27 protein-coding genes are annotated in these 24,165 nt (G+C 60.6%); 10 read left to right on the top strand and 17 right to left on the bottom strand.

Annotated elements, in window-relative coordinates:
• Nucleotides 1-16 precede the first annotated feature (16 nt).
• The 7 genes from N5A93_RS17855 (at nucleotide 17) to N5A93_RS17825 (ending at nucleotide 9,520) form a co-directional block, all read left to right on the top strand.
• Nucleotides 17-223: a hypothetical protein gene (locus N5A93_RS17855; RefSeq protein WP_007120662.1), complete on the top strand. Its 207-nt coding sequence runs from the start codon at nucleotides 17-19 to the stop codon at nucleotides 221-223.
• Nucleotides 224-782: 559 nt separating this feature from the next.
• On the top strand, nucleotides 783-1,376 hold the full coding sequence (locus tag N5A93_RS17850) for a helix-turn-helix domain-containing protein (RefSeq protein ID WP_328407355.1): 594 nt from the start codon (nucleotides 783-785) through the stop codon (nucleotides 1,374-1,376).
• A complete protein-coding gene (locus N5A93_RS17845; RefSeq protein ID WP_268956449.1) occupies nucleotides 1,363-3,696 on the top strand; it encodes a relaxase/mobilization nuclease domain-containing protein in 2,334 nt (777 codons plus the stop codon). The genes N5A93_RS17850 and N5A93_RS17845 overlap by 14 nt, the downstream gene beginning before the upstream one ends.
• A gap of 8 nt (nucleotides 3,697-3,704) precedes the next feature.
• The gene (locus tag N5A93_RS17840) at nucleotides 3,705-5,705 is read left to right on the top strand and encodes a type IV secretory system conjugative DNA transfer family protein (protein ID WP_268956448.1); all 2,001 of its coding nucleotides are present in this window, start codon (nucleotides 3,705-3,707) and stop codon (nucleotides 5,703-5,705) included.
• A 154-nt stretch (nucleotides 5,706-5,859) separates the two neighbouring features.
• A complete protein-coding gene (locus tag N5A93_RS17835; protein ID WP_268956447.1) occupies nucleotides 5,860-7,083 on the top strand; it encodes an ABC-three component system protein in 1,224 nt (407 codons plus the stop codon).
• A complete protein-coding gene (locus N5A93_RS17830; RefSeq protein WP_082386801.1) occupies nucleotides 7,080-7,568 on the top strand; it encodes a three component ABC system middle component in 489 nt (162 codons plus the stop codon). Before N5A93_RS17835 ends, N5A93_RS17830 begins: the two co-directional genes overlap by 4 nt.
• Nucleotides 7,565-9,520, top strand: coding sequence for a DUF3732 domain-containing protein (locus N5A93_RS17825; RefSeq protein WP_268956446.1), 1,956 nt, complete (start codon nucleotides 7,565-7,567; stop codon nucleotides 9,518-9,520). The genes N5A93_RS17830 and N5A93_RS17825 overlap by 4 nt, the downstream gene beginning before the upstream one ends.
• A gap of 90 nt (nucleotides 9,521-9,610) precedes the next feature.
• Here the strand turns inward: N5A93_RS17825 and N5A93_RS17820 are convergent, their stop codons facing one another.
• The 15 genes from N5A93_RS17820 to N5A93_RS17750 are packed head-to-tail and all read right to left on the bottom strand — an operon-like array spanning nucleotide 9,611 to nucleotide 21,091.
• A complete protein-coding gene (locus tag N5A93_RS17820; RefSeq protein ID WP_268956445.1) occupies nucleotides 9,611-10,687 on the bottom strand; it encodes a TrbL/VirB6 family protein in 1,077 nt (358 codons plus the stop codon).
• A 12-nt stretch (nucleotides 10,688-10,699) separates the two neighbouring features.
• A complete protein-coding gene (locus N5A93_RS17815) occupies nucleotides 10,700-11,113 on the bottom strand; it encodes a hypothetical protein (RefSeq protein WP_268956444.1) in 414 nt (137 codons plus the stop codon).
• A complete protein-coding gene (locus N5A93_RS17810) occupies nucleotides 11,110-11,304 on the bottom strand; it encodes a DUF4177 domain-containing protein (RefSeq protein WP_268956443.1) in 195 nt (64 codons plus the stop codon). The genes N5A93_RS17815 and N5A93_RS17810 overlap by 4 nt, the downstream gene beginning before the upstream one ends.
• Nucleotides 11,301-12,287, bottom strand: a complete 987-nt coding sequence (locus tag N5A93_RS17805; RefSeq protein ID WP_268956442.1) for an ATPase, T2SS/T4P/T4SS family — start codon at nucleotides 12,285-12,287, stop codon at nucleotides 11,301-11,303. Before N5A93_RS17805 ends, N5A93_RS17810 begins: the two co-directional genes overlap by 4 nt.
• 4 nt (nucleotides 12,288-12,291) lie before the next feature.
• Entirely contained in the window at nucleotides 12,292-13,671 is a 1,380-nt protein-coding gene (locus tag N5A93_RS17800) for a TraB/TrbI/VirB10 family type IV secretion system protein (protein ID WP_268956441.1), read from the bottom strand.
• Complete coding sequence (locus N5A93_RS17795; protein ID WP_268956440.1) at nucleotides 13,668-14,363, bottom strand: TrbG/VirB9 family P-type conjugative transfer protein; 696 nt, start codon at nucleotides 14,361-14,363, stop codon at nucleotides 13,668-13,670. The genes N5A93_RS17800 and N5A93_RS17795 overlap by 4 nt, the downstream gene beginning before the upstream one ends.
• Before the next feature lies 1 nt (nucleotide 14,364).
• The gene (locus N5A93_RS17790) at nucleotides 14,365-15,018 is read right to left on the bottom strand and encodes a VirB8 family type IV secretion system protein (protein WP_268956439.1); all 654 of its coding nucleotides are present in this window, start codon (nucleotides 15,016-15,018) and stop codon (nucleotides 14,365-14,367) included.
• A 17-nt stretch (nucleotides 15,019-15,035) separates the two neighbouring features.
• The gene (locus N5A93_RS17785) at nucleotides 15,036-15,845 is read right to left on the bottom strand and encodes a type IV secretion system protein (RefSeq protein ID WP_268956438.1); all 810 of its coding nucleotides are present in this window, start codon (nucleotides 15,843-15,845) and stop codon (nucleotides 15,036-15,038) included.
• The gene (locus N5A93_RS17780) at nucleotides 15,845-16,999 is read right to left on the bottom strand and encodes a lytic transglycosylase domain-containing protein (protein ID WP_268956437.1); all 1,155 of its coding nucleotides are present in this window, start codon (nucleotides 16,997-16,999) and stop codon (nucleotides 15,845-15,847) included. The genes N5A93_RS17785 and N5A93_RS17780 overlap by 1 nt, the downstream gene beginning before the upstream one ends.
• On the bottom strand, nucleotides 16,989-17,156 hold the full coding sequence (locus N5A93_RS17775) for a hypothetical protein (RefSeq protein ID WP_268956436.1): 168 nt from the start codon (nucleotides 17,154-17,156) through the stop codon (nucleotides 16,989-16,991). Before N5A93_RS17775 ends, N5A93_RS17780 begins: the two co-directional genes overlap by 11 nt.
• Nucleotides 17,153-19,516: a VirB4 family type IV secretion/conjugal transfer ATPase gene (locus N5A93_RS17770; protein WP_268956435.1), complete on the bottom strand. Its 2,364-nt coding sequence runs from the start codon at nucleotides 19,514-19,516 to the stop codon at nucleotides 17,153-17,155. The genes N5A93_RS17775 and N5A93_RS17770 overlap by 4 nt, the downstream gene beginning before the upstream one ends.
• A complete protein-coding gene (locus N5A93_RS17765) occupies nucleotides 19,506-19,784 on the bottom strand; it encodes a VirB3 family type IV secretion system protein (protein ID WP_114284347.1) in 279 nt (92 codons plus the stop codon). Before N5A93_RS17765 ends, N5A93_RS17770 begins: the two co-directional genes overlap by 11 nt.
• A gap of 8 nt (nucleotides 19,785-19,792) precedes the next feature.
• Nucleotides 19,793-20,083 carry a TrbC/VirB2 family protein gene (locus N5A93_RS17760; RefSeq protein WP_268956434.1) on the bottom strand — a complete coding sequence of 97 codons (291 nt, stop codon included), beginning with the start codon at nucleotides 20,081-20,083 and terminating at the stop codon, nucleotides 19,793-19,795.
• On the bottom strand, nucleotides 20,080-20,694 hold the full coding sequence (locus N5A93_RS17755) for a lytic transglycosylase domain-containing protein (RefSeq protein ID WP_268956433.1): 615 nt from the start codon (nucleotides 20,692-20,694) through the stop codon (nucleotides 20,080-20,082). The genes N5A93_RS17760 and N5A93_RS17755 overlap by 4 nt, the downstream gene beginning before the upstream one ends.
• 43 nt (nucleotides 20,695-20,737) lie before the next feature.
• Entirely contained in the window at nucleotides 20,738-21,091 is a 354-nt protein-coding gene (locus N5A93_RS17750) for a hypothetical protein (RefSeq protein WP_037240102.1), read from the bottom strand.
• Nucleotides 21,092-21,301: 210 nt separating this feature from the next.
• On the opposite strand from N5A93_RS17750, the gene N5A93_RS17745 reads away from it, so the two are divergent.
• The 3 genes from N5A93_RS17745 to N5A93_RS17735 all read left to right on the top strand — a co-directional run bounded on the left by N5A93_RS17745 (nucleotide 21,302) and on the right by N5A93_RS17735 (nucleotide 22,329).
• Nucleotides 21,302-21,553 (top strand): hypothetical protein, encoded by a 252-nt coding sequence (locus tag N5A93_RS17745; protein ID WP_328407323.1) that lies wholly within the window; start codon nucleotides 21,302-21,304, stop codon nucleotides 21,551-21,553.
• 124 nt (nucleotides 21,554-21,677) lie between these two features.
• Nucleotides 21,678-21,935 carry a helix-turn-helix domain-containing protein gene (locus tag N5A93_RS17740; RefSeq protein ID WP_268956432.1) on the top strand — a complete coding sequence of 86 codons (258 nt, stop codon included), beginning with the start codon at nucleotides 21,678-21,680 and terminating at the stop codon, nucleotides 21,933-21,935.
• Between the two features lie 169 nt (nucleotides 21,936-22,104).
• Nucleotides 22,105-22,329 (top strand): hypothetical protein, encoded by a 225-nt coding sequence (locus tag N5A93_RS17735; protein ID WP_230797747.1) that lies wholly within the window; start codon nucleotides 22,105-22,107, stop codon nucleotides 22,327-22,329.
• A 103-nt stretch (nucleotides 22,330-22,432) separates the two neighbouring features.
• Here N5A93_RS17735 and N5A93_RS17730 read toward each other — a convergent pair whose 3' ends face one another.
• Nucleotides 22,433-23,188, bottom strand: coding sequence for a hypothetical protein (locus tag N5A93_RS17730; protein ID WP_268956431.1), 756 nt, complete (start codon nucleotides 23,186-23,188; stop codon nucleotides 22,433-22,435).
• A 121-nt stretch (nucleotides 23,189-23,309) separates the two neighbouring features.
• Nucleotides 23,310-24,165, bottom strand: an 856-nt coding sequence (locus N5A93_RS17725) for a thermonuclease family protein (RefSeq protein WP_268956430.1), incomplete at its 5' end; no start/stop codon positions are given.

Here is a 24,165-nt window from a genome sequence, read left to right as displayed (position 1 = left end):
ACAAGGAGTAACCCAAATGACCAACCACTACGTCGCCACCGTCCCCGTCAAGTTCACCGACACCGATGGCCAGGAGCGCACCCGTTTTCAGCGCGTGGGCGCGATGTTCCGCAACACCCGCAACGGGGACGGCTCGGAGTTCTTCAGCCTCAAGCTCGACTTCCCGGTCGCGGTCTCGGAGCTGGTGATGTTCCCACCGAGCGCGAAAGATCCCCAGGACTAAATCCTCTGACGAGGATGGGCCGCCCCAGGACGATCTTGGGGCGGCCCTGTCCCTGTACCAGGGATGCCGGATCCGGCGCGGGTGATCGCCAACAGCGATCTCCCGGGTGCCGACCCCTGCGTGTTCAACGGACGAGCAGTGCCTGGGATGATCAGGCCGCGACAGACCGGACAGTCAGCCTCAAGGGGGCCATCCACAAAAACCTATCGGCCAGGGCCTCCCGGTTTTTGCGGCAGAGATTTGGGGACCCAAATCTGGCCCTCCTTGACCCTGACTGTCCGCCCTGTCGGTGGGGTTTGCGCCCGCCCGCGGTTCCGTCCGAACACGTGGTGTTCGGCCAGACCCTCGGGCGGGGCTGGTGGACGGGACCCCTAGGACAGGTGGGTCGCCCGGTGGTGAGGGCGGCAGAGCCGCGTCCCTGCGGGCCGCGGGGGAAGCGGACACCAAGGCTGCCTGAGCCTGAATGCAACGTAAGTATATAATTGACAGTCTGGTATATTATCGTAAGGTAGGGGCAGCCTTGGTGGAAGGTGGCAGGAAATAGGGGGTCTTTCTTCGCATGTCGCGCTCAAAACGTCTCACAGATGCGGACCGCATGGAGATCGTTCGCGAAGCTGCGGAAGGCGTTTCCACTTCAGTGCTGGCAGAACGGTTTGGCGTGTCGGTGCGGGCGATTCAGTACACGCTCAAAGCCGATGCCGAGCGCCAGACGGATGCCGCAATTCCGGTCTCAGCGGTCAGTGTGAAGGTCACGGCTGCGGAGCTTGCGGCGCTAGACGAGGTGCTGGCGAAGGCGGGGATCGAGAGCCGGGCCGAGGGGCTGCGGCGGCTCATTCAGGCGGCAGGCGGGGTGTTCGTTCCGGACGCGCAGATGGCAGCTGAGATGGCGCGCTACCGCGCCTCGCTGCACGAGGTCGGTAATGGGGTCGCGCAGATCTCCAAACAGATGACGCAGGCCAACCGGCGGGGGCAGGGGGCCGTGGGGGGCACAAGTGCCGAGTTCACCGAATTGCGCCTTGCCCAGATGCGCGGGTTGGCGCGGTTCATTCTGGATTCCGCTGACGAGATCGATCTGCTTCTGCGCCGCCGTCGCGAAGGGATGCAGCTGCAGGCCACGGCCGCGCTGAGGGAGTTTGCCCATGCGGCTGAATGATGCCGTCCATGCCGTCACGGGCGAGGTCTTTCGGGATGGCTGGAGCCGCGTCCGGAGCTCGATGCAGGGGCTGCACGTGGCCAAGCAGTCCCAGCTTGTGCGCGCGGCAGCGGGGCATCGGCCAGCGGTCTTCAAGGCGATCCGGGGCGGGGGCACGCATACCAAATCGCAGCTCGCAAACCAGCTCGATTACCTCACCACCAAGTCTACCCATATCGTGGACAGTAGCGGGTTCCTGGATGGCAAGGCGAAGCTCGAGGCGGGTGACATCAAGGACCTGACGGAGCGCTTTGCCAAGCGGTGGGATGCGGGCTTCAAGCCCAAGCTGGGCCAGACGACCCATATGCTCATGTCCTTCCCCATCGGCACGCGCGGGGAGGATGTGCGCGACATCGCGACGGATATGGCCGAGCGGTTCTTCCAGACCGACGCGGGCCATTTCGACTACATCATCGCGGTGCATGAAGACCGCGATCACCCCCATGCGCATCTGGTGTTGAACCGCCGCTCGCAGGAAGGCGAGTTCTTCTTCCTCGGCCGCAACCATCGCTTCAACTATGACGATTTCCGCCTCGCCATGGTCGAGGAGGCGGAAAAGTATGGCGTGCGGCTGGAGGCCACGCGCCGGGTGGATCGCGGGGTTGTGCATTACCCAGCCCGAACCAGCGAGGTCTATGCGGCGAAAGACGAGGGGCGCGCACCCCGCGATCGCGAACGCGTGGGGGCAGACCTGACGCGGACGCTGGCGGAAATCGCCAACACCAGAACTGTCTACCATTCGCTTGCCGCGGAGGCCTCCCGAGAGGCCCGCGAGGATATTGCCGCAGCACTCTTCCGCGCGGGCGAGGTGCTGGCGCATGGCGGGCAGGTGGACCGAACAGGAGATGTGTATATGGCCGAGGATCAAAGCTTCGAGGATCTGAGAAGCCTCTATGCGGAAAAGCTCGCGCGAGTGCAGGGCATGATCGCCGAGAAGTCTGACGCGGAACGTCCCGTGCTGGAAAAACGTCTCATCGAGATCCAGACGCAGGTCCAGCACATGCAGCCTCTCGGATTGCGATCATCCACGCTGTCAGAGACCCCCTCGGAGGGCGGGATCTATTCCGAAGCCAATATCGACGCCAGCCAGCGCGAGCGACTGGCAGAGCCCGATCTGAGATCGCGCATTGACGCGGCACTACACGGCACCGGGATCAGCACATCGGAAGTGGTGGCCCGGATCGAGACGGGCGCCTCAAATGCAGCGCTCGAGCATCAATGGATCGCCAATGATCTCTCCAAAGTGGCCGAAGCGCGGGATCTCAACCCCGAGCGCCGCGCCGATCTGGAACAGGCGCGCGACATTCTCAACGATGTGCATGTCGAGCTTGGTACGCTGTTGGAACGGGAGAACGTGCTGCGCCGGGATGGTGTCATGGAAGCGGAACCGGACAGCGAGCGGTTCCATTATCACGAGGACTCGGTGCGGGCGATGGAAGGGACAATCCGTCAGGAGATGCGCGCAGACGGTCTGACAGCGCAGCAGATCGAGGACCGGGATTGGGAGGTTGTCTCACGGGCGGAGCGCCGGATCGAGACGGAGCAGCGCACGTATCTCGAAGCACACCCGGACCTGCTCGCACGCCCCGGCGATGTGATCGACCGGTCTGAACCCTACAGGGAGACCATCACCGATGCGGCCCGCGCCAGCGAGATCACCCGCGAGGTCGACCGGATCATGGAGGGACGCGACGTCCGCACGCCCGTTGCAGATTCTGTCACGGATGAATTCAGGGAGCGCTATCCGGACATGCCGTCCCACCTCGCCCGCGGGCTTGGCGCGACCTATGCGGCCGTCGTCGAGATCCGCGACACGGAGGCCATCAACCAGGTCCGCCGCGAAAACGAGTTGCGCGAAGGGCTTGGGTCTGGCACGCGCGACGCACTCCTCGCAGCCCGCGGTGAAACTGCGCCGCAGTCTGACCGTGCCGACCGCCTTGCAGACGAGATTACGCGTGTTCTGGACCATGAGCGGGCGGGGGAGTTGTCCGCGCCCTTCGAGACCGAGGCGGAGCGGGACGCATTTCGCGACGAGATCGCGCGGGTGCTGGACGTTCGCCAACTCGACCGGCTCACTTGGGGTGATGCGGATGCGCTGGAGAAGGTTCTCGAGGACCGCCTCGACCGGCTCTATGTCGCCAAGGTCTACCTGCAAACGGATGCAGCGACGGCCAACACGGAGGCCTTGCGCCAGGTGGTCGATGATCTCGCCGACACCGAATACGAAAAACACCGCACTGGCGATGTGGATGGCGAGACCGAGCGGGGACAGGTCCATTGAGCGCGCCCATGGGAAAGGCGCGGATCGCGACCGGTGTCTTGTTGGTAACGCTGGTGACCGCCGCCATGGGCTATACCATCGCCTCGGCGGTGCTGACCTACCAGGATCTTGGGTTTGGGGCCGAGATCGACTTTGCTTATATCGCGCAGAACTACATGGCGATCCTCGATCGCCGCCCGGAGGACGCGCAACTTATTCACCTGATCATCGGCAGCTTCGCCGCCGCCGGCCTGATGCTGAGCCTCGCCCTCTCGGGGTCCGCCCTGACACGGTTTGGCCAGACCCATTGGCAGACCGCGCGCGAGATGAAGGCCAATGGCTTCTTCGGGGCGCCGGGCACCGGGTTCATCCTCGGCAAGCTGGGGCCGCCGGGCTCCCGCGCCAACTACATCTGCTCCAAGGTCTTCCCCCATGCGTTGATCGTGGCCCCCACGGGCCGCGGCAAGACCACGGGCTTTGTCATTCCGAACCTGCTGACCTGGCAAGGCTCCGCCGTGACGCTCGATGTGAAGGGCGAGTGCTTTGAGGCCACGGCCCGGCACCGTGCAGCCCAAGGCGACAAGGTCTATCGCTTTGCCCCCACCGATTGGGAGGGCAAGCGCACGCATCGCTACAACCCGCTCTTGCGCATCTTCGAACTGAAAGATCCCGCGCGCCAGCAGATGGAACTGCAGCTCCTGGCGACGCTTTTTCTGCAAAGCGACAATGACCGGGTGCAGGGGCTGCTCAAGGGCGGGATCGATCTCTTCGTGGCGGCAGGCCTGCTGGCCTTCCAGCGCAAGCGCCCCACCTTGGGCGAGATCTACCGCATCGCCGCCTCGGGCGGGAACAAGCAGAAGGAGTATTTCGCGCGGGGCCATGAGGTGGACAACAGGGCGGCCAAGCTGATCTTCACGCGGCTCGCTTCGACCAACAACGATACGCTGACCTCTTACGTCTCGCTCCTGATGACATCGGGGCTCGACCAATGGCAGAACCCGGCGATCGATGAGGCGACGTCCGTGTCGGACTTTGATTTCCGGACGATCCGCAAGAAGCCCTTTTCGGTCTATCTCGTGGTCCAGCCGCTGATGGTCAAACCCCTTGCGCCGCTGATCCGGCTCTTCTTCTCCGATCTCCTCTCGGCCATGCAGGAAAAGGATCCCGGGCCGGATGAGCCCTGGCCCGTAATGATCATGCTCGACGAGTTCAATCGCTTGGGCAAAATGCCCATCGTGGTCGAGAGCATCGAGACCCTGCGCACCTATCGTGGTCACCTGGCCGTGGTCACGCAAACCATTCCCGCCCTCGATGAAATCTACGGCGAGAACACCCGCCGTGCGCTGCAGGGCAACGCGGGCGTGAAGCTTTACCTGACGCCCTCGGATGAGAAGACCGTCGAGGAGTTGAGCAAGGCGGTCGGCAAGACCACCAAGACCGTCATCACGCGCTCGCAGTCCATTGGCAAAAACCCCTTTGAAGGGCGCAGCCAATCCACACGGACCGAAGAAAGTTCCTTGCTGCCCGAAGATGAGGCGCGCCGCCTGCCGCTCGATGAGATCGTCATGGTCATCGATGCCCAGATGCCGGTCCGTGCGAAGCGGATCCAATATTTTGACGATCGGTTGTTCAAAGCAATCCACGGGGCGCAGACGGGGGAGTTGCCGTTTCCGGAGCCTGGGGGAGGGGGGCCGCAGGGAACGCTGCCGCTGAGCGTGCGCGCCATGCCGATGACGCCGCCGTCGGATGGGCCAGGGGGAACAGAAGCCGACGTTGAGGCCGCACGCCAGGCTGCTGATGGCCAATCGTCAGGGCAAACTGATGTCGCCCCAAAGAAGACTGCGCCTGTCGTTCAAGCCGTTATCGCTGAGGAACAGCGACAGATGGAAATGGATTTTGGGGGCCAAGTTGCAGATGCCGAGACCGTGGGCGTGGATGATGAGGCGCAGATGCGCTCTGCTGTCGATGGATTGGATGAAATGGAAGCGATGCTGCAGGAGGGGGATAGCGATAAGCTGGTTGCTCGATAGTCTAACGAGGATGGTATGTCTGTTGAACAGGGCCGGAAGCGGAAGTTCGCGGTGCCTTGCGCCAATGTGTGAAATCAGCAAGTGTGCCATACGGTGGTTTCCGGATCAGAGGTCGCTACCGGCCAATTGGATAATCTGACTGGGCGGGAGAACTATGGTCGAAAAACAAACTGATAAGTTCTCAGCAGGCGAGCAGGGCCTTGGATATATTTACCAAAGTCGCCTTGCGTTGCTTCGACTGCTTCAGCTTCCGGAAGATGCGGCAGTCTTCATTGAAAAAGACGACGATCTCGATTTCATTGACACCGAAGGCGGTAAGTCCTTAGCTTCGCTAAAGCACAAGGCGATTGGCGATAAACTGACAGACCTGTCGACTGATTTCTGGAAATCAGTCAACATTTGGCTGGTGCGATACAAGCGGGATGGCCTTGCTGCATCAAATCTGCAGTTCTTCCTTTTTACCACCGGCACCGTGTCAACTGATTCATTTCTTGCTCGCTTCCTCCCGGAACAGGCCACCTCTTCCAGTAATGAAGCAACACTGGCCGAACTGGCCACCGCCGCGCTATCTAGATCAAAGTCAAAACTCATCACTCCGATCGCAGCTGCGTTTAACGAATTAAGCGATTCAGCGAAGCAAGACTTTCTCGAGCGCATCCTGATCCTCGATGGGAATCCGCGCATCAGTGACATCCCGGCCATCATCCGGGAAAAGCACATGCGAAGCATAAGACGCGAACACCGCCAGTTCGTCTTAGAACGGCTGGAAGGTTGGTGGACCGATGCTGTGATCAAGCAGTTGACTGGCGTCAGGCCAGAAGGAATTTTCGGCCACGAAGTCTCGGATAAGCTTTCCAATATCACCGAGGAATACAAAACAGATAATCTGCCAATCACCTTCCGCGGGAAGGTGCCCGCCACCGAGATTGACACCGATGCCGATCCGCGCCTTTTCGTTAAACAAATGTACGAGATAGGCATCTCTTCCAACCGTATCAGGAGTGCGATCCTAGATTACTACAGAGCGTTCGAGCAGCGATCGGCTTGGGCGCGCGAAAACCTAATCGTGTCGGGAGAGATTGAGGAATACGAGGACCGTCTCGCAGAGGAATGGAGCCGCTACAGGGATGTGGTTTTCGAGAAGCTCACGGACGACAGCGCCGAGGATGCGTTGCGCGAAGCCGGAGCCACTCTCTACAACTGGGCAGAATTTGAAACCGGGAAGATCGAGTCCCTTCGAATTCGCGCGCGCGTGACGGAACCCTATGTCGTCCGAGGCAGCTTTCATATTCTCGCGGATACCACGCCTGAACCTAGAGTTTATTGGCACCCACGGTTTATTGAACGAGTATGCAAAGTGTTGGGGGTGGCCTCATGAAACGATGGGACCAACGCCCGTTCGAGATTCGTAATCTATTCAACCCGGCATTTTGCGGCTTGGTCTTGTTCCGCTCGTTGAACGGATATGAAGACATAGATGAGCGAGGCATGCCTTTTTCACTATCATTACTCGTTCTGCCGCTCTGCTTACACAAGGACTCGCGCCAGGTAATTGTCAGTAATCCACGCAGCTACCTGCTTAAGACGACGGAGAATAACCAACAACTGATGGTGGGCTTCGGCGATCGAGTCTCAGAGATGTTACCCTATGCTTTCGAGGGATTTGGTCTCCTTATGGAAAGGGGCTGTATCACAGTCTCAGATAGCGGCCGCATCCAAACCGTGCCCAAGAAGGTGCGCAAGACCGTTACTGGAACGGATGAAACTGTTGATTGCCACAAAGTCGCGCGGATAGTTGGTAGAGAATTTGCTCGCATTGCAGACCGGTCAACAATTTATGCAACATTCGGAATTCGCCCATGAAGATTCGATCCATTCACATTTATAGCCCTAACGGCCAACGCCGCGACCTGCAATTCAAGGTTGACGGGCTTAACGTCATTACCGGCCGCTCTTCTACTGGCAAGTCCGCACTCTCAGAGATTATCGAATACTGTATGGGACGATCTACTTTTAACGTCCCAGAAGGAATAATCCGCGACAAGGTGGCATGGTTCGCTGTGATCTACCAATTTGAAAAAGAGCAGGTTTTGGTTGCGAAGCCAACACCGTCTCGAGGTGGTGCGAGTTGCAGCACTGCAATGCTGCGTAGGGGCAACCAGTTGCCAATTCCTGTGTTCGAAGATCTGTCGATCAACACTGACGACGATAGTATCGTCGAACTCCTGTCGCGGCTGCTTGGAATTCCAGAAAATCGCACCGAAGTTGCGAGTGAACACAGCCGCGCCAGCTACGACGCCAACGTAAAGCACACGTTTTACTACCTGTTTCAAAAGCAAGGACTGATCGCTAACAAGGACCAACTTTTCTACCGCCAGAACGAACAATTCCAGCCGCAGGCAATACGCGATACCCTGCCAATTCTGCTTGGCGTCTCCTCTCACGACCGCTTCGAATGGGAGTCAAAGCTACGGATTGCGAAACGGGATCTGAGAATTAACAACAAAAAGCTAGAGCAGGCGCGCAATGCAGTCGGCACGTCGCACGAGCAGGCAATCGGTCTGCACTCGGAAGCGACGGCGGTTGGGGTGATCGGAAGCGCCGATGAAAATCAAAATGCAGAAGCAATCATTGAAGCATTGAGATCTGTGCTTTCTTGGAAACCTGAAAAGGTGCCTGACGACGACGGTAGCCGGATTTCCCTGTTGGAAGAAGAGTTGGCTCAACTGCGTCAAGACCGGCGAGACACTCAGGCAAGAATTGATTCGGCGCGTCAGTTCGCCAAGAGGGCGGGCGGCTACGAAAACGAGGCCGCTGAACAAATAGATCGTCTCACTTCGATCAAGGCACTGCCAAACAATCCCGATAGCGGCGAATGGCAATGGCCATTCAGCGAACGGAACCTAGCACTCGACTCCCCGCTTGCTGCCGTCCTGCTAAACGAGCTTGAAACGCTAGATAAGGAATTACGTGTTGCCACCGGCCAGCGCCCCAAGCTCGAAGCCTACTTGGCTGAATTGACTGCTCAGGCGGACGACATCGCAGCAGAAGTCAGACAGAAAGAAACTGAGCTGTCCGCTGCGATCGCAGCTAATGAGATCATTGCCCAAATGGGAAGTCGCAACAATGCTGCCGCGCGCGTCGTAGGCCGTATCAGCCACTTCTTGGAAACGCTCCCTCCAAACGAAGAACTTGCCAGACTTGAATTGGAGAATCGCCGTCTTATCAACAGGGTGACGCAACTGGAGGAGGAAATCGGCACCGACGATAGCGACGAGCGCCTAGCCTCAATTCTCAACAACATCTCTGCGCAAGTCACGCGGTTCATCCGGAAATTTGAGGCAGAATTCCAAGACTTCCCGGCGCGGCTCAACCTACCACAGTTGACGATCATCTTCGATCGGCCTGAGCGTCCGGTCCCTATGAGTCGCACAGGAGGCGGCGAAAACCATCTAGCCTATCACCTTTCTGCATTACTCGCGCTGCACCTATTCGCTGCGCAAAATAACCGCCCAATCCCGCGCTTCCTGTTGATCGATCAGCCAACCCAAGTCTACTTCCCGTCTGAGAAAATCTACAAGGAGGCCGACGGCTCTTTCCAGAAAACAGAGGCTGATGCGGATCTAAACGCGGTTCGTCGATTGTTCGAGCTGCTGTTGAAATATACGCAGGATGACGTACCCGGCTTTCAGCTGATCGTCACCGAGCACGCCAACCTCCGTGATCAGTGGTTTCAGGACGCGTTGGTCGAAGAACCGTGGACCAAACCCCCAGCGTTGGTTCCTGAGGAGTGGCCAAACCTCGACGGGGTTTAAGGTCGAAATTGTTTGTGAGGGCTCTAAACACGGAAAAACATTGAAAGTCAGACGTTCGAAGAACTGGTCGCGAGTGACCGCTATAGGCCGTCACCGTCGCCCAAGCCGTCCCAGTCTCGCCAGCTGCGCCAGCATTTTTGACCCAGAGTCTGCGGACCCTGTGCCGCCTGCGGAACTCGTCTGCCCCATGCCTTGCCTCACGGGAATCTGCTGCACGCCAAAGAACTGCCGCGCCCTGAGGGCTGCGTATTCTGCGCCGCTTGCACCGCCGATCAGATAGCGGTTGTAGGCTTGCTGGCTGCCCATCGCTGCGCGAGCGAAGCTGTAGCCGCCGCCGAGACCTCCGGAGAGGGCGGGCATCATGATGTTGCCGGAGATCGCGCGGACGATAAAGGGTGTTGCGATTATGAACCCTTTGGCCATGAGCACCATCATGAAGAAGGGGATGAGCGCGCCGATATTGGAGGCCCCTTCCGGGTCGCCAAGCTCACCGATCAAGGCTGATGAAACCCCAGTGATCGTGGCGAACACGCCGGCCACGACGATGGGGTAGAGCGCAAAGGAAACCAGCGCGGATAACCAGCGAGCGAAATAATCCTTGGTGACCTCGAAGAGGGTCAGGAAAATCATCACCGGGGCGATCCCGATCAGAAGTGCGATCATCAGTCGGGAGGCCACGAGGATGAAGGCGGCCAGTCCGCCGAGGATCGAGAGCAGAAGCACTCCGACGATGTCGAGCATGGCGCCAGCCATCCAGTTCAGCTCGGACCCGGCGGCATTCAGGTAATCGCCGAGCTCGGCGATCAGCCGGTCGAATTCTTCAGCGAAAGTTCCAGAAGGCCCCGGGCTGCCGCCGCCGACGGAGGCCACGAGCGCGCCCGCGATACTGTCGATCCCATAGAGAATGGCAGACGAGAAGGCGTTGAACTGCATCCAATTGGTCGCGAATATCCCGATGAGCCCGATCTTGACCGCGAGCCAGAAGGCTGTGTGCCCATCCATGGCCCGATATTGATAGATCATGTTGATGCCGACGAGGATCACCACTAGCGTTGTCCCCAAAACTAGGAGCGTGCCGACCGTTGCCGCAACCGCACCAAACTGGGTCTCAGCGGCGGTGTCGAGATAGGCTTGGGAGGTTTCAACGAAGTAGGTGACGACACTCATCGCGGGGCTGCCTTACCAATTACCTGCGGCGTCGCAGATGGCCTTGGCGGCAATTCGGGCGGCGTTGGCGCGGCGGTTGTAGGCGTCCGAGACTTGCAGCAGTTCCCATCGTTCGTTGTTCGCGTAGCTCTCCCGAAACACGGCCTCGGCCGCGTCCCAGGACGGGAACCGAGTCGCGCAGTCGCAGTTGCCGATCTCAACGACCCGCTCGAGATTCTGGGCGCGATAGATGTCCTGAACCAGAACCCGCTGATAGGCTTGGCGCAGGGGGATTTCCTGCATCCAAACGGGTTCAGCGGGACGCTCTGGACAGACGGTGAAACTGCGCTCGAGGGTCGGCACGAGATTGCGCTCAGCGAAGCCGGGTGCCGACGTCAGGCCCAGGACCAGCGCAGTCAATACGAGGGTACAGCCCGCCTGCCTCATGCCGTGGCTCCGGCTGGTGTGGTCTCACGCTTCAGGAAGACCGTGTGCCCGACATTGGCGAATTCTGAGGAGCTGATCGACACCACCTCCCAGCCTTCTGCACCTTTGGCATTCAGGCTGGCCTGCATGTCGGCAAGGCTGGTCTTACGAGTCATGGGAAAGGACAGGATATTGTATTCAAAGGTCTTCATGGAGAAGTTCCAATCTCGGTTGCGCCGGGGAGGTAGAATTCGGTGATGCCGCGTTTGCCGTCATGGCGGCCGGCCTGGATGATCACGTCGATGGAGTTCTCGATGTACTGGATCATGTCGGCATAGGTCATCGGTATCTCGGTCTTTAGTGCTGCGATCGCGAGGCGCTGCACGGCCAATTGCGGGGTTTCGGCATGCAGCGTGGTCATGGACCCGCCATGGCCGGTGTTGATCGCCTCGAGGAAGGTCATGGCCTCCTTGCCGCGCACCTCGCCTAGGATGATCCGGTCGGGGCGCATGCGCAGGGTTGCCGTGAGCAACACATCGGCGGATTGGAATTCCGCATCGCGATTGGCGATGAGGGTCACGGCATTTGGCTGGATCGGCAGAAGCTCGGCCGCTTCTTCGATGGTGACGATGCGCTCCTCGGTCGGCACGTGAGAGAGGATCTTGCGCGCGGCGACGGTCTTGCCGGTGGAGGTGCCACCCGAGACGATCATGTTGAGTTTGTTCTCGACGCAGAAGGCCAGCGCATCATCGATCAAACCCGCGGCTACCACTGCGCGCAAGGCGCGCTTTTTTTCGACGCGCAGGTCTTCGAGCTTGCGCTCTTTGCCATAGAGAAAGTCGAGCGCAATGCCCTCGAGCGGCAGGCTCGAGAAGAACCGCAAGCTGATCGACATCGCCGAAAGCACAGCGGGCGGGGTGATGACCTGTGCCCGGATCGGGCGACCCTTGTAGGTGATCGATACCGAGACGATGGGGCGGTCCTTGCTCATCGTGGTATTGGCCGAGGAGGCGATCTGGTTGCCGAGATCCCTGACCTGAACGCCGGTCAGCCTTTGATCCAGCGCGCGCATGAAGTGATCGCCCTGGAATTCGCCCCAGCAGGTTCCGTCTGGGTTGATGCAGATCTCGATGACATCGTCGCGGGCGGCGGCGTCGATTCGGTCGAGGGAGGTTTCGAGATAGCTCAGCGACATGGGCTCAGAATATCTCCAGATCGCGATCGACCATGACCGTGACGCGTGCGCCTTGGTCGACATAGATGACGGGGCCGATGGAGAGGTAATCACCAATGACGCTGTCCGTGGCATCTGCCAGATCATCGCCCACGTCTTCGAGAACGTCGGCGGCAGTCTCATCCTGAACCTCGGAGGCGGCGGCACTGGGCGCAGCCGAAATCAGCGAGATCAGCGCGGCCGACCCGAAACGCTCGGCAAAGCGCGTGTCGACGAAACCCGTGACGCCGGAGCGACCCAGTTCATCGCCCCCGAATGAACTGATCTGGACGGTCTGGCCCGCGGGCAGGATGATCCGGTCCCAGGCGATAGTCACGCGGCGCTGCGCGATATCGACGCCGGCGCGGTAGCGCCCAATGAGGCGGGATCCGCGGGGGATCAAGAGGCGCGCGCCATCGACGCTGTAGACATCCTCGGAAACCACGGCACGGGTCTGGCCGGGCAGGGAGCTGTCGAGGGCGGTTTCCATGACGGCCTGGATCATGGTGCCCTGTAGAATCGTGTTGGAGGGATTGGCGATCACCTCGGCCTGCGTCACGGTGGAGGGCAATGCACCGTTCAGCACGAAATCCGTCACCTCGCCGAAGGTGCGTTCGGTCAGAGCCGTTTCATTCGCTCCGGACGTGCCGCCAAACGCGATGGTGGGCGAGGCGATGCGCCGCTCTTGGAAGGCGCGTTCCTCCGCGGCGCGGCGCTCCAGCTCGGCCATGCGCCGGGCTTCTTCTTCGCGGCGCAGTCGCTCTTGCTCGCGTGCGCGCAGCTCATCTTCCGTGGGGCCCGCTGGCGCGGGTTGCGGTCGGCTGGCCTCGAGTTGGGCCAGTTCCAGATCCATGCGTAATTGCTCAAGGCTGCGATCCCGCGCCGTCAGTTCGTCCTGGAATCGTTGCTGTGCGGCTTCCGAGGCGGCTTGTAGCGCCGCAATCTGAGCGGTCAGCGCGTCGATCGCCTCTGCGGCGGCGGTGTCTTCCTCGACGACCGGTTCGGGGGCGTTGCGCAATTCCTCGATCTGAGCCTGCAGCGCGGTGATCTGCGCCAGAAGCTCCGCGTTGGGCTCGACTGGATCCGGTCCGACAAACACAACCTCGGGCTCGGGCGGGGGCAAGGTCTCGATGGCGCCAAAGCCGTCCCCCTCGTTTTGGAAGACATCCGGGGTGGCCGTCGGCAAGGCTTCCTCTTCGTCGGGCTGTGAGAGGAGATAAAGCATGGCACCACCCGCGCCGATGACGAGGACCACGATCAGCGCGAGAAGGGGCGACCGGCGCTGCGCCGCCGTGGGGGCACGGGCACTGCCTTTCTCAAGGGCGGCGAGGCGTTTTTCCAGCTCGGTGTTCTCGGTATCGCTCATGAGGCGGCCTCCGCGGGCGGGATCGCCTCGATGCAGACCACCTCTTCGCCAAGTCGCAGGACCCATTGGCGGTTTACGCCGCTGACGCGGATCACACCGTCCTCAGGGGTTTGCGTGTTGACCGTGCGTTCACGGCCGCCCGCGTAGCGGAAGATCGCTGGCACAGGTGCGTTTCTTGGAAAGGCGAAATACGTGAACGTCCCGTCATCCCAGATGCGGGTTGGCGTGAACTCGGTCCGCGCGCTGGCACCGTAGTTGTAGTTCGGCGCTTGGGCCGCGATGGCCCGGGTCGGGCGCGCAGCGTCGTCTGGATAGCGGAACTGCACCACGTAGAAGGTTGGGCTGCGGACCTCCTCGACGTTGAAATAGTAGCTGCGCCTGTTCGTGTAGACCGTCACATTGGTATGGACGCCGCGCGCGACGGGCTTGATTGCAAATGCCTGACCACCGGGGACGCCATCGATCTCGAAGCCTTCCGTGTCGCCCGCGATAATCGAGCGGATGCTTTCACCCTCTCCAAACTCGATGGTGGTGACATGGGTGAGCGAGACGCTGAGGCGGTAGACCTGGCCTTCCTGGTAGGTGGCCAGCCGCACACGACTGTCATTTGGACCACCGCGCGGGATCGCTTCGGCAAAGGCAAGGCCGGGCAGCAAAACAAATATGGCAGCAACAAAGAACCTATTGATCAAACTAGTTCTCCAATCTGTCGGAGCGGATGGAATATTCGAGCACGGTAAACCCAAACGGATTGGTCCAGACCTCGTCGATGGAGCGACGGCTTTCGGGACGGAACTCGAAGAGAAGCGTGGCGGTGAAGAGCCCGGTCTGGGTGCCGTTGATGGAGGTCAGCCGCTTGCGCAAGCGCACGGTGGCGCGGTTGGATCCGATCCGGTTGATGCTGAGAATTTCCACGTCGAGCCGAGCATTGGGGCCATAGACCGTCGGCGGGTAATTCTCGTTGGCGCTGTTCCAGATCTGGCGCAGCCCGCTCTCGGCAGCTCCGTCCGAGCGGCGCAGGACGCTGCGGATGCGCAGATCGTTGTCCAGCTGGTTATAGACCTCCCGGTCGGTCACATAGCGGAACACCTCCGCCTCGATGATCGCCTGGTTGGCGGTCACCGAGGAGGCGCCCACCGAGGCTTCGGGGAGTGCAAAGCCGGTGGCGGGATCATAGGGGACAACGACGGGGGGCGGGTCGACATCGAGGATCGAGACAGCCGCGGCACTCAGACAGCCGATGATACCGAAGACAAGGCCCATCAGGCCAAGGCGTTGCCAGAGCCGTTCGCGGCGTAAGGCACCATAGACCAGTTCTTCCTCGATGATTTCTTGTTCAGTCGCCACCCGTCATGCCCCCACGATCAGTCTGCCCGGAGGTCTGGCAAGGTGAAATCCATGAAGCGCTGCTCTTCGGCGATGGTGGCGGCATCGATCACGCCGCCCGTGCCATCGCCCACGGTTTGAATCGCTTCCAGCTGCCACATCGCCACGAGGGCGATGGCCAATTCAGCTGTCACACGCGTGTTGAGATCGACGCTTTGCTTGAGCTCTTCCATGTCGTCAATGAGCCCGACAAGGCGGTCTACCCGCTCGAGCGACTGGCCGGCATCTTCATAGCTGTTCTGGGCGGCGGCTGAGACGAGTGCGCCGGTTGTTGCCTGCGTGGCCACACGGTTGGCCCCGGGATTGCCGCTGGTGGCCATTTCCGAGAGCGTGTCCTCGTCAAAGCCGAGATCGGCCAGCACCCGGTCCATCTGGGTTTCGATTTCGCCTGCGCCGGAGCCCGAGAGGCCCGAGAAATCCCCAGTCTTGATCGCCTCAATCGTGGCGAGGATGTCCCCGAACTCCTGGTCGAGCAGACCGTTCAATTCATCTTCCATTTCCGTGCGGATGATCTCCGGCAGTTCGGCAAGGCGGGTGAGCGCTTCATAGGTTCTTTGCAGCTCCGCGAGTTGATCCGTGAGTGTGGCAAGCTGTTCGCGGAGCTGCGTCAGCTGCTCGTTTTGCAGAATCTCGTCCTCGATCATCTGCCGGAGCTGCTGGATGTTTTGCGCGATGTTCTGGGTGTCGACGACCGGTACACCTTGTGCTGCGGCAGGGGGTATGGCGCTGAACTGCAAGCCAACGCCAAGTGTCGTGGCCAAAGCTGTCCTCAAGAGCAGATGTCCCATCATTCAATCTCCCTGATCGTAAAATCCATGAACGCGCCTTCGGCCATGCGGGCGCTGGCCTGGGCCAGCTCCTCGGCAGAAAGGACGCGGGTGCGTGCCGCCTGAAGCCGGATGCGTGCAGCGACGAGGCGCACGAGTTCGGCGCGGGCATAGGTGTTGAGTGCGATGCTTTCCTGCACGTCTTCAGTCTCGGAAATCCGTTCGACGATGTCGGAAATGCGCAGGGCGGCTTGGCGGATCGCGGCTGGTGAGTTGCTGCCATAAAAGGCTGCCCCATGACCCGTGAGCGAGAGGTTGGCATTGGCGAGAAGCGCGGGGTCGATCGTGCCAAGCGCATCGATCCCGCCGATACGGCTTAGATAGAGATTGTAGCGTTCAGGGATGACCGACACGTAGTGCTGGGTCTCGCGGAAGGGTGGCACGCCGCCATACTCGAAAACCCGGCCGGGTCCGGCGTTATAGGCCGCGAGGGCGTTGATGATGTTGCCATCGAATGTGTTGAGCTGGGCCGCGAGATAGCGCGCGCCGCCATGCACCTGTAGGTAGGGGCTGTCATAGTATTCCGGGTTTATGCCCAGATCGCTGGCCGTGCCCGGCATGATCTGGGTGAGGCCATAGGCGCCGACGGGAGAGCGTGCACCGATGGTGAAACGGCTTTCCTGCCAGATCAGCGCTTGCAGCAACGCGCGCCACTGGACGGGCGAGAGCCTTGCGCGGCCAACACCCGCAAAGCCGCTGGTCTCCTGGGCGACCCGGATGATGAGCTGCTCGATGTTCTCAGACGCATCCCCGAACATCTGCGCACCGCCGGGATTGGGGTCGATGTCGGCATTGCCATAGACCGCCTCGACTGACCGGGCCGGATCCCCGCTGCCGCTTTCCAGCCCCGAGACCATAGCCGGCAAGCCCTGACCGCCGAAGCTGGTCTGGGCATCGAGGATGCGTTGCAGGGTTTCCAGCTGCTCCCGTTCGATCTCGGCAATGAGTTCGCGCACGGCAAGCTTGTCGGCCTGAACAGCCAAGTCTGCCTCGCGATCGCCGGTCTCGACGATATCACGCGCGGTCAGCCCACTGTCATTGGTCGGCACGCCTTGGGCGATGCCGAGACCGGGCAGCAGGCAAAACGACAGGATATGAGGCAGGCTAGACTTCAATGTCGCCCTCCGGGGTGCCAAGGGGCGTGAAGTCACAATCAGGCGCGACGGGTGCCGTGGACGCAAGGAATGTGAAGCAGTTCGCCTGCGGCTCCCGGTACTGGGTGCAGGAGGCCAGCGCGCCGAGCGCGGTGAGAAGAAACAGGATACGGATCATGAAAGCCTCCAGAAATCTGGGCGGTCGCGGTAATCGGGGCCGACGAGCGCTTCGCCCTTTTCCATGCCGCCAAGGATGGTGAGATTGGGCCCAAGGGCGCTCAGATCGGCATCGACGACGATCGAGCCCTGATCGTCACGGATCAGCGCCAAGCGGCTGTTGCTGCCCGTGTTGAGAAGGACGTCGAGCTCCTTCTCCGTGAGGTTCAGCATGGCGTAGTCCGAGGCACTGGCGCGGATATTGGGCAGCAGGATCTGCGTCGGCACGGCCTCGACGATGGTCTTGCCGGTCCGGGTGCGCTCAAGCTGGCTTGCGTATTGCGTCATCATCACCGCGACGGTGTTCTGCTTGCGCGCGGTCACCAGCCAGTTCGACAGCCGTTCGGCGAAATACGCGTTGTCGAGGGCCTTCCAGGCCTCGTCGATCACGATGATGGTCGGGCGGCGATCCTCGATCTCGCGCTCGACCCGGCGGAAAAGATAGGAGAGGACCGCCATCCGTTCCTTGTCGGCCTCGCTGTCGAGAATGCCGGTCAGATCGAAACCCACCACATCGCCTTTGAGCGAGAACGTGTCCGCGAGACTCTGCCCGAAGATCCAGCCATAGCGGCCGTCTTCGGTCCATTCGAGCAGGCGCTGGTGCAGATCGCCACCATCATCGGTGGACACAAAAAGCGACGCGAAATCCCGCCAGTTCCGCAGGGCCGGATTGGAGGCCTGGGCATTCTGGCGCACGACTTCCTGGATGCGGTTGGTCTGTGCGGGCGTCAGGGGCTTGTCAGCGCGGTAGAGAAGCGTCGCGAGCCAGTCCGAGAGCCAGGCGGTGCCGCGGGCATCGGTCTCGGTCCAGAGCGGGTTGAGGCCCGTGGGCTGACCGGCGTTCAGGGACGCGTAGCGCCCGCCATTCGCGCGGACCGCCATCTCCATACCAAGACGGTAATCGAAGACGAAGATCCGCGCCCCTGCTCGACGGGCTTGCGTCATCAGAAAGGCCGACAACACCGATTTGCCCGACCCGGGCCGTCCCATGATCAGGGTATGGCCGCTTGTCGGTTCTTTGTCCGGGCTGCCCTGCTCGTGATAGGAAAACCGGTAGGCGCTCTGCTCCGGGGTGGGCAAATATGTGACGACCCGGCCCCAAGGGGTAAGTGCTGCGGGTTTGCCGAGCTGCGTCCGGTGGAAGGCCGCGAAATCAGCGAAGTTGCGATTGGTGACGGCGCTGGCACGCACGCGCTTGGGCTGGTTGCCGGGATGCTGGCTGAGGTAATGCGCCTTGGCCGCGACCCGCTCGCCGATCATCTTCACGCCCTCGGTCGCGGCGGCGTTCACGATCTCGGCGCTGAGCGTCTGCAGCTCATCCAGCGTTTCGCAAAAGAGCGTCACGACCATATGGTGTTCGCCGAAGCTTTGGCGCTTGGCCTCGAGATCATCGGCGGCGATATCGAGGGCTTCCAGGAGCGATAGGGCCGCGTCCTGGCTGGCCTGCATCTGGCGTTTCTGCCGCTTGATCCGGCCCGCCATGAGGTTCGAATTGATCGGCGTGAAGGAGTGCGTCACGATCATGTCGACCGGCAGGTTCAGCATGTCGAACATGGTGCAGGAGGTGCCTTCCGAGTATTCTCCGATGGTGAAGCTCTTGCCGTAGCGGTGGCCCACGACGCCCTCGGAAAGCTCGAAATGGTCGCCGTGAAACGTCACGCGGGTATTGGCGACGTTGAAGGACAAAAAACCGTAGGTGTTTGCCGGGTAGAGCGGCAGCTCGGTGCCTGTGTTCAGCGCGCCCAGAAACCCCACCAATTCCCCCGATGCGGCCGACAGCAAGCGCGGCTTCAGCTCGGCGAGGCCAGACAGAAAGACGTTCACGGCCTCGCCCAGTCGCTGCAGGCGTTTGCGGGTTTCCTCTCTCAGGCGGTCCGGTGCGCTGCGGCTGAGGAATGGCAGGAGGCTTTTCGGAGGCGGGCGGTGAATGACGGTGAGCGTCAGCGTCTTGTCGCGCAGTCCGCTGGTTGCGAGCTTGGCGCGCCAGCGCCGGTCCACCTCGCCCGCGAAGCTGTCCTCACGGATGGGGTCGAGATCAGGTTTGATGGCCTTGGAGACCTTGTGGACGTAATAGCCGAATTCCGGCCCAAGTTGCGCGACGATGCGGGCAAAAAGCGCCGTCACCTTGTCGAGATAGGCATCGTCCGTCGTGTAGCTGTTGATCCCCTCGAGCCGGATGCAGCGGAAGAGTTCGTTCACCCGGGTCCGCACGGTCTGGTCGTCGACGAGGCTCACATAGGGCAGCATATGCGCGAGGCGGGTCTCGCGCGCATACCAGTCTGGCGTCATTGTGCGGGCATCGAGCGCAGCATCACGGGGCATAGCTGTCCCCGCCATGGATGGACCTGTTGCGCGTGGGCGGTGTCTCCTGCAGGGCCGTCATCATCACATCGATGAAACGCGGGTCCCAATCTGCGGCCTTCCACAGCACCGGATAAAGAAGGGCGGCCACGCCCAGCACCCCGATGTGCTGGACCCAGACGAACAAGAGCACCGAACCGAAGAGCCAGACCATCGCGTACATGATGGGCAGGCCCAGAAGCTTCGGCGGGCGCACGAGGCCGAGGAAGAGGGGCGAGCGCTCAGCCACAGAAAAACTCAGGCGCCAAAGACCGCGGCAACGATGGTGGGGGCGGCGGCAACACCAGCGATGCCCACGAGGACCCAGAGCGCCTGGCGCAGATCGATGATGTTGAAGAACCAGCTCAAGAAAACGCCGAGAACGGCAAGCGTCGCGATGACAACGCCAAGTGGGCCGGTCAGCGCATCGACGATGCCCTGCAACAAGCTCTGGATCGGGGAGAGATCAATGCTCTGGGCGAGGGCGGGCTCGGCAATGAACAGGAATAGCGCCAGCGAGGCGACAAAGAGGTTTGAAATCTGTTTCATGAATTTGATCCTTCCAATCGGGCCACGACGGCCATGACGCGGGCCACGTGGTTCTGGGTTTCTCGGTAAGGGGGAATGCCACCGTGTTGGCGCACGGCGTCCGGTCCCGCGTTGTAGGCCGCCAGCGCCAGATGCGGATCGCCGAAGCGCTCCAGCATCATCGCGAGGTAGCGGGCAGAGCCGTCGAGGTTCTGTTGAGGGTCACGCGGGTCAACGCCGAGGTCGCGCGCGGTGTCGGGCATCAGCTGACCAAGGCCAATGGCGCCCGCATGTGAGATCGCATCCTGCCGATAGGCGCTCTCAACCTCGATATTCGCCCGATAGAGAGCCAGCCAATCCGTCACGGAAAGCCCCGCGCGACGCAGGCCGGGATGGCCGGCATAGCGCAAGGCCGTGGTCTGAATCCCGGAGAGGACATCGGCGCGGGGCAGGGGAGTCGGGCGGGCAAGGACCGCGACTTGGACGCCCTCTTGCTCGGCCTCTACCTCGCCGAAGATCGCGATCCCATCGGAGGCCGAACCCTGACCAATCCCGTCATTGTAGTTTCGAGCAAAGCTGCTTTGGGAGCGGGACGGGATCAGGGAGCCGTCGCTCTCCATGACCAGGACCATTTGAGCTGAGGCAGGTGCTGCGACCAGCCAGAGACAGACGAGGTTAGCTGCCAGCGTCCTTGTCTGATGGGGCGAGCTTGTGGCTCCGGCTTGTCCCCGCTTCAAGCGGCAGGTCGACATGCGCAAAGCCAAGGCCAATGAAGAATGACACCACGCCGGAGATCGTCTTGAACTCGCGGATCTTGATATCGTTGTAGGTCGTCCGCGTGCGGGCGGTGACGAGGAGCTTTTCCACGCCATCATCAGAGACAACGCGCATGATCCAGACCCCGTAATAGCTGGGGCCTTTCTTATGTGCTGACTCCTGGCACAGGATTTCTGCGCTATAGCCGCTTTCCACGAGCTCGCGGAACCTGGCTTCCGTAACCACATTTGGTGCTTCGATGTCCCAGTTCATGGCCCGGCTCACGCTTTCTCCAATGGCGCGACCCCAGGCATTCCCACTTGAAGCCCAGAGTTACGATAGTATACTATCAACCGCAAGATGTAATATCGTGCATTGGCTGTAGTTTGGTTACGCAAACACTAGTCACGGCTAGTGTCTGCGATCAAGGAGATAACAGGTTTGAGAAACCCAAGGTTGACATGCCTGTTCCCATTGCAAGCTATGGCCCTTCTCACGTGCATCCCGGGGCCGGTTTTGGCGGAATCCTGCTTCGCCCCGGCCCGTCCTTTCGTGCCAAGCGATTCGCAGGCAGCGCGGGACTATGCGGACATCATCCGTGGCGATTTCGAAGATTACATCCAGGATATCCAGAGCTACTTCCGTTGCCTCGACAGCGAACGCGCCCGCGCTTTCGAAGAAGCGCGCGAAGTCAGCGAGGACTATGGCCGATTTCTGCAATTGGTAGGGGATTGATGGGCAACCTGGGGAACATCAGACTTGCAGCCCATGGAAACCAGACGCCGATAACACCCTCAGTTATCTATTTTTTAGATAACAGATTTCATCCGCTAGCGACGTCACAAAAGGTATGTGACGCGTGGCAAAGACAATCAGAAGCACAGGACAGGTGGCACTCTGCCAAGCATTGGTCGACGCCCGCATCAAGGCGGGACTCGGTCAGGAGGACTTGGCGATCAAGCTCAAGTGCCATCAATCCCTCGTGGCGCGCATTGAAAGCGGCCAGCGCCGGGTCGACGTCGTCGAACTGGTCGTCCTCGCCCGCGCCATCGGCTTTGACCCCTCCGAGGTTCTGGCGATCGTTGAAGCCGCCACGGAGCCCGACCACCGGATTTGAGCCATTTCATTAGTTAAGAACACGGGAGCTAACTTTTCCCGGTGTGAGTATCGGTGACGCGAGGAAGAACAGCTAACCAATTTAACCAAAACAGGCATGCCGCTGCAGCAAACGCTTCGGAAGTCGAAGCTGCGGTCGGAAAAGCCCAATTGCAGGAAATTAGTTAACAGTGAATGAAGATAAGGTCGAAGGTGTCGCCATCGCCAATTTAATTGCAGCCGATGAAGAAACCATTGTTGGCTGGGTTTATCGATGGAACACAGGTGCTCTGGCAATTCGGTGGGACATGCATGGCCCACAGCGCGTCTCAAAGATTTACCCGGATCTCTGCGATGCCGATAAAGCTGAAATCGACTTTGCGTCACTTACGCAGCTGACTTGTCGCGACGACTGAAATGGAAGAATCTGGCCTTTATGGCCCTTGAATGGGTGCGTTTGCCTGCGTTGCAGGTTTGATTTCGTACAAGGCTCTGCGCGACGTCGCTGCGCCTCAACGGTCAGTAATTTACCTGCTCGAAGCCGTAATTCCCGCTATAGTCACGCCACTCAACGAAGACGGATCTGTGATAAATGCTCGGGCAGTGCTCGCCCCATCGCTCGAGACCGGCATGCGCATCAGGAAGCGCTGCGGGTGACGACGCCCTCCAAGAAAAATCGCCCTGGATCCCGTAGGTGCCGAGGACAACGACGGCACTGCGGTTGCAGTCGCCATCTCGTCCGGATTCATGCTGGCGGGCATAACGAACGTCAAAGACGCGGATCGAACGCACGAAGTTGAATTCCGGCCCGCTGATATCGATGTCGGCGCGGTCTTCTACGAGCTGGAGGGCGTAATCAGCCCTTACGAGGTTGTCCCAAGCCGCGTTGGAGCCTTTAGGCCCCAGCATCCCGACTGCCCTGGCTGCCTGATCGAAGAGCGTAGCTGAAGAGTTTGATGGGGTTCCTGAACCACCATATAGGGCATCGAAGATCCGGTCCGTGGGCCGCGACCTGGCAGGACCATCGTAAGACGCACCCATCGGGCAGCGCCAAATCTGAAGCGGCGGCTCCACCGGCCATGGAGTTATGCGCCGGATGAACTCGGCCCGCGCGCGAGCGCAGGGCACGGAAGCTGGCCATCCACCTGACAAACACAGCAGGATGGCACAATCGATCTGATAGGTTTGGGCGCGTGCTTGCGTCGGAACTGTTGGCCCGGTCAAGGCGAGAGCTAAAAAGGCCACCAGAGGGAGGTTTTTGAATTCGAAACGCATGGCAAGAACCCTTGACAATCTTCACCCAGCATACATACGAAAATATACTATTGCAACATTGATGATGCGTATGGCGGTTGCGGTGATTAGCAAGATCGCGAGCTGACAGCCTCGCCCGTCGTCATCCACCACGTTGCGCGCGGCGCCAGTCCCACGGCATGTCAAAGCGTCCGGACCAGATATTGCGCCGTGCGGATCTGGCCTCGGTCTCATCGCGGATGTAGTCGCGGCTGTATCGGCGATAAGCGACGGCCCACCCTTCACGCACGAGCCAGCCGTTCAGATCGGTACCGTCTTGATGACAGACCGCAATGAAGCGGCCATAGCGGTCGATATAGCGCACGGTGCAGCTGACCTGCCGGCGGCCGATCCTGTCGGCGAGAGACAGTGCCGCTTGTTGTCCGCACCGCCAGCGCTGACCCTCAGCCGTGGCGCAAACTTGCCGACTTTCCGGGGCATCGATCCCATGCAGCCGGATGCGCTGTCCCCGAATTTCCAGTGTATCGCCGTCGATCACGCTGGCAACGTCGGTCAAACGATCAGCATGGGCCTGCGGGACGGCAACAAACGAAAACAGAAGGAGGGCGAGTAGAAAGCGCATAGGGCAGACCTGTTTTGAGCAGAGGTGACGAGACATAAACGTATGATCCCGCAGGGAAGACCCACGCCCTTTGAAGCCGCCAGTTCGCCAACGCTTCACGACACGGATGATTTGCAGGCGGAGCCGAGAGGTGCAAAGTTGCTGTTCGCCGGGCTGGACGCCCAGTGCTTCGAGGGTTGCGCTATCGGCTGCGCCGGTGATGGGCAGGCCGCTTTGTTCTTGGAACGCCCGCATCGCGTTGCGCGATCCATTGCCCCAAACGCCGTCCGGGGTGCCTGAGAGTGTCCGATCTTTTGTGTATGACTGATCCGGTTCATGCTTCACCAAAAGGAAGCATGCATGACCATCTCGAAAGAAATCCTGGACGAACTGCTTA

Origin of the sequence: Roseovarius salincola (assembly GCF_026891095.1) — a bacterium.
In the GTDB taxonomy this organism is placed as follows: Bacteria; Pseudomonadota; Alphaproteobacteria; order Rhodobacterales; family Rhodobacteraceae; genus Roseovarius; species Roseovarius salincola.
This window is presented reverse-complemented; position numbering and strand designations above follow the sequence as displayed.

Bases quoted from the DNA above. Each gene is read 5' to 3' on its own strand.
- N5A93_RS17815 (WP_268956444.1), bottom strand. From the start codon at position 11,113: ATGAGGCAGGCGGGCTGTACCCTCGTATTGACTGCGCTGGTCCTGGGC.
- N5A93_RS17840 (WP_268956448.1), top strand. From the start codon at position 3,705: ATGGGAAAGGCGCGGATCGCGACCGGTGTCTTGTTGGTAACGCTGGTG.
- N5A93_RS17825 (WP_268956446.1), top strand. From the start codon at position 7,565: ATGAAGATTCGATCCATTCACATTTATAGCCCTAACGGCCAACGCCGC.
- N5A93_RS17800 (WP_268956441.1), bottom strand. From the start codon at position 13,671: ATGAGCGATACCGAGAACACCGAGCTGGAAAAACGCCTCGCCGCCCTT.
- N5A93_RS17760 (WP_268956434.1), bottom strand. From the start codon at position 20,083: ATGAAACAGATTTCAAACCTCTTTGTCGCCTCGCTGGCGCTATTCCTG.
- N5A93_RS17745 (WP_328407323.1), top strand. From the start codon at position 21,302: ATGGCCCTTCTCACGTGCATCCCGGGGCCGGTTTTGGCGGAATCCTGC.
- N5A93_RS17775 (WP_268956436.1), bottom strand. From the start codon at position 17,156: ATGATCCGTATCCTGTTTCTTCTCACCGCGCTCGGCGCGCTGGCCTCC.
- N5A93_RS17755 (WP_268956433.1), bottom strand. From the start codon at position 20,694: ATGGTCCTGGTCATGGAGAGCGACGGCTCCCTGATCCCGTCCCGCTCC.
- N5A93_RS17810 (WP_268956443.1), bottom strand. From the start codon at position 11,304: ATGAAGACCTTTGAATACAATATCCTGTCCTTTCCCATGACTCGTAAG.
- N5A93_RS17805 (WP_268956442.1), bottom strand. From the start codon at position 12,287: ATGTCGCTGAGCTATCTCGAAACCTCCCTCGACCGAATCGACGCCGCC.
- N5A93_RS17830 (WP_082386801.1), top strand. From the start codon at position 7,080: ATGAAACGATGGGACCAACGCCCGTTCGAGATTCGTAATCTATTCAAC.
- N5A93_RS17845 (WP_268956449.1), top strand. From the start codon at position 1,363: ATGCGGCTGAATGATGCCGTCCATGCCGTCACGGGCGAGGTCTTTCGG.
- N5A93_RS17785 (WP_268956438.1), bottom strand. From the start codon at position 15,845: ATGGGACATCTGCTCTTGAGGACAGCTTTGGCCACGACACTTGGCGTT.
- N5A93_RS17850 (WP_328407355.1), top strand. From the start codon at position 783: ATGTCGCGCTCAAAACGTCTCACAGATGCGGACCGCATGGAGATCGTT.
- N5A93_RS17835 (WP_268956447.1), top strand. From the start codon at position 5,860: ATGGTCGAAAAACAAACTGATAAGTTCTCAGCAGGCGAGCAGGGCCTT.
- N5A93_RS17730 (WP_268956431.1), bottom strand. From the start codon at position 23,188: ATGCGTTTCGAATTCAAAAACCTCCCTCTGGTGGCCTTTTTAGCTCTC.
- N5A93_RS17820 (WP_268956445.1), bottom strand. From the start codon at position 10,687: ATGAGTGTCGTCACCTACTTCGTTGAAACCTCCCAAGCCTATCTCGAC.
- N5A93_RS17855 (WP_007120662.1), top strand. From the start codon at position 17: ATGACCAACCACTACGTCGCCACCGTCCCCGTCAAGTTCACCGACACC.
- N5A93_RS17750 (WP_037240102.1), bottom strand. From the start codon at position 21,091: ATGAACTGGGACATCGAAGCACCAAATGTGGTTACGGAAGCCAGGTTC.
- N5A93_RS17770 (WP_268956435.1), bottom strand. From the start codon at position 19,516: ATGCCCCGTGATGCTGCGCTCGATGCCCGCACAATGACGCCAGACTGG.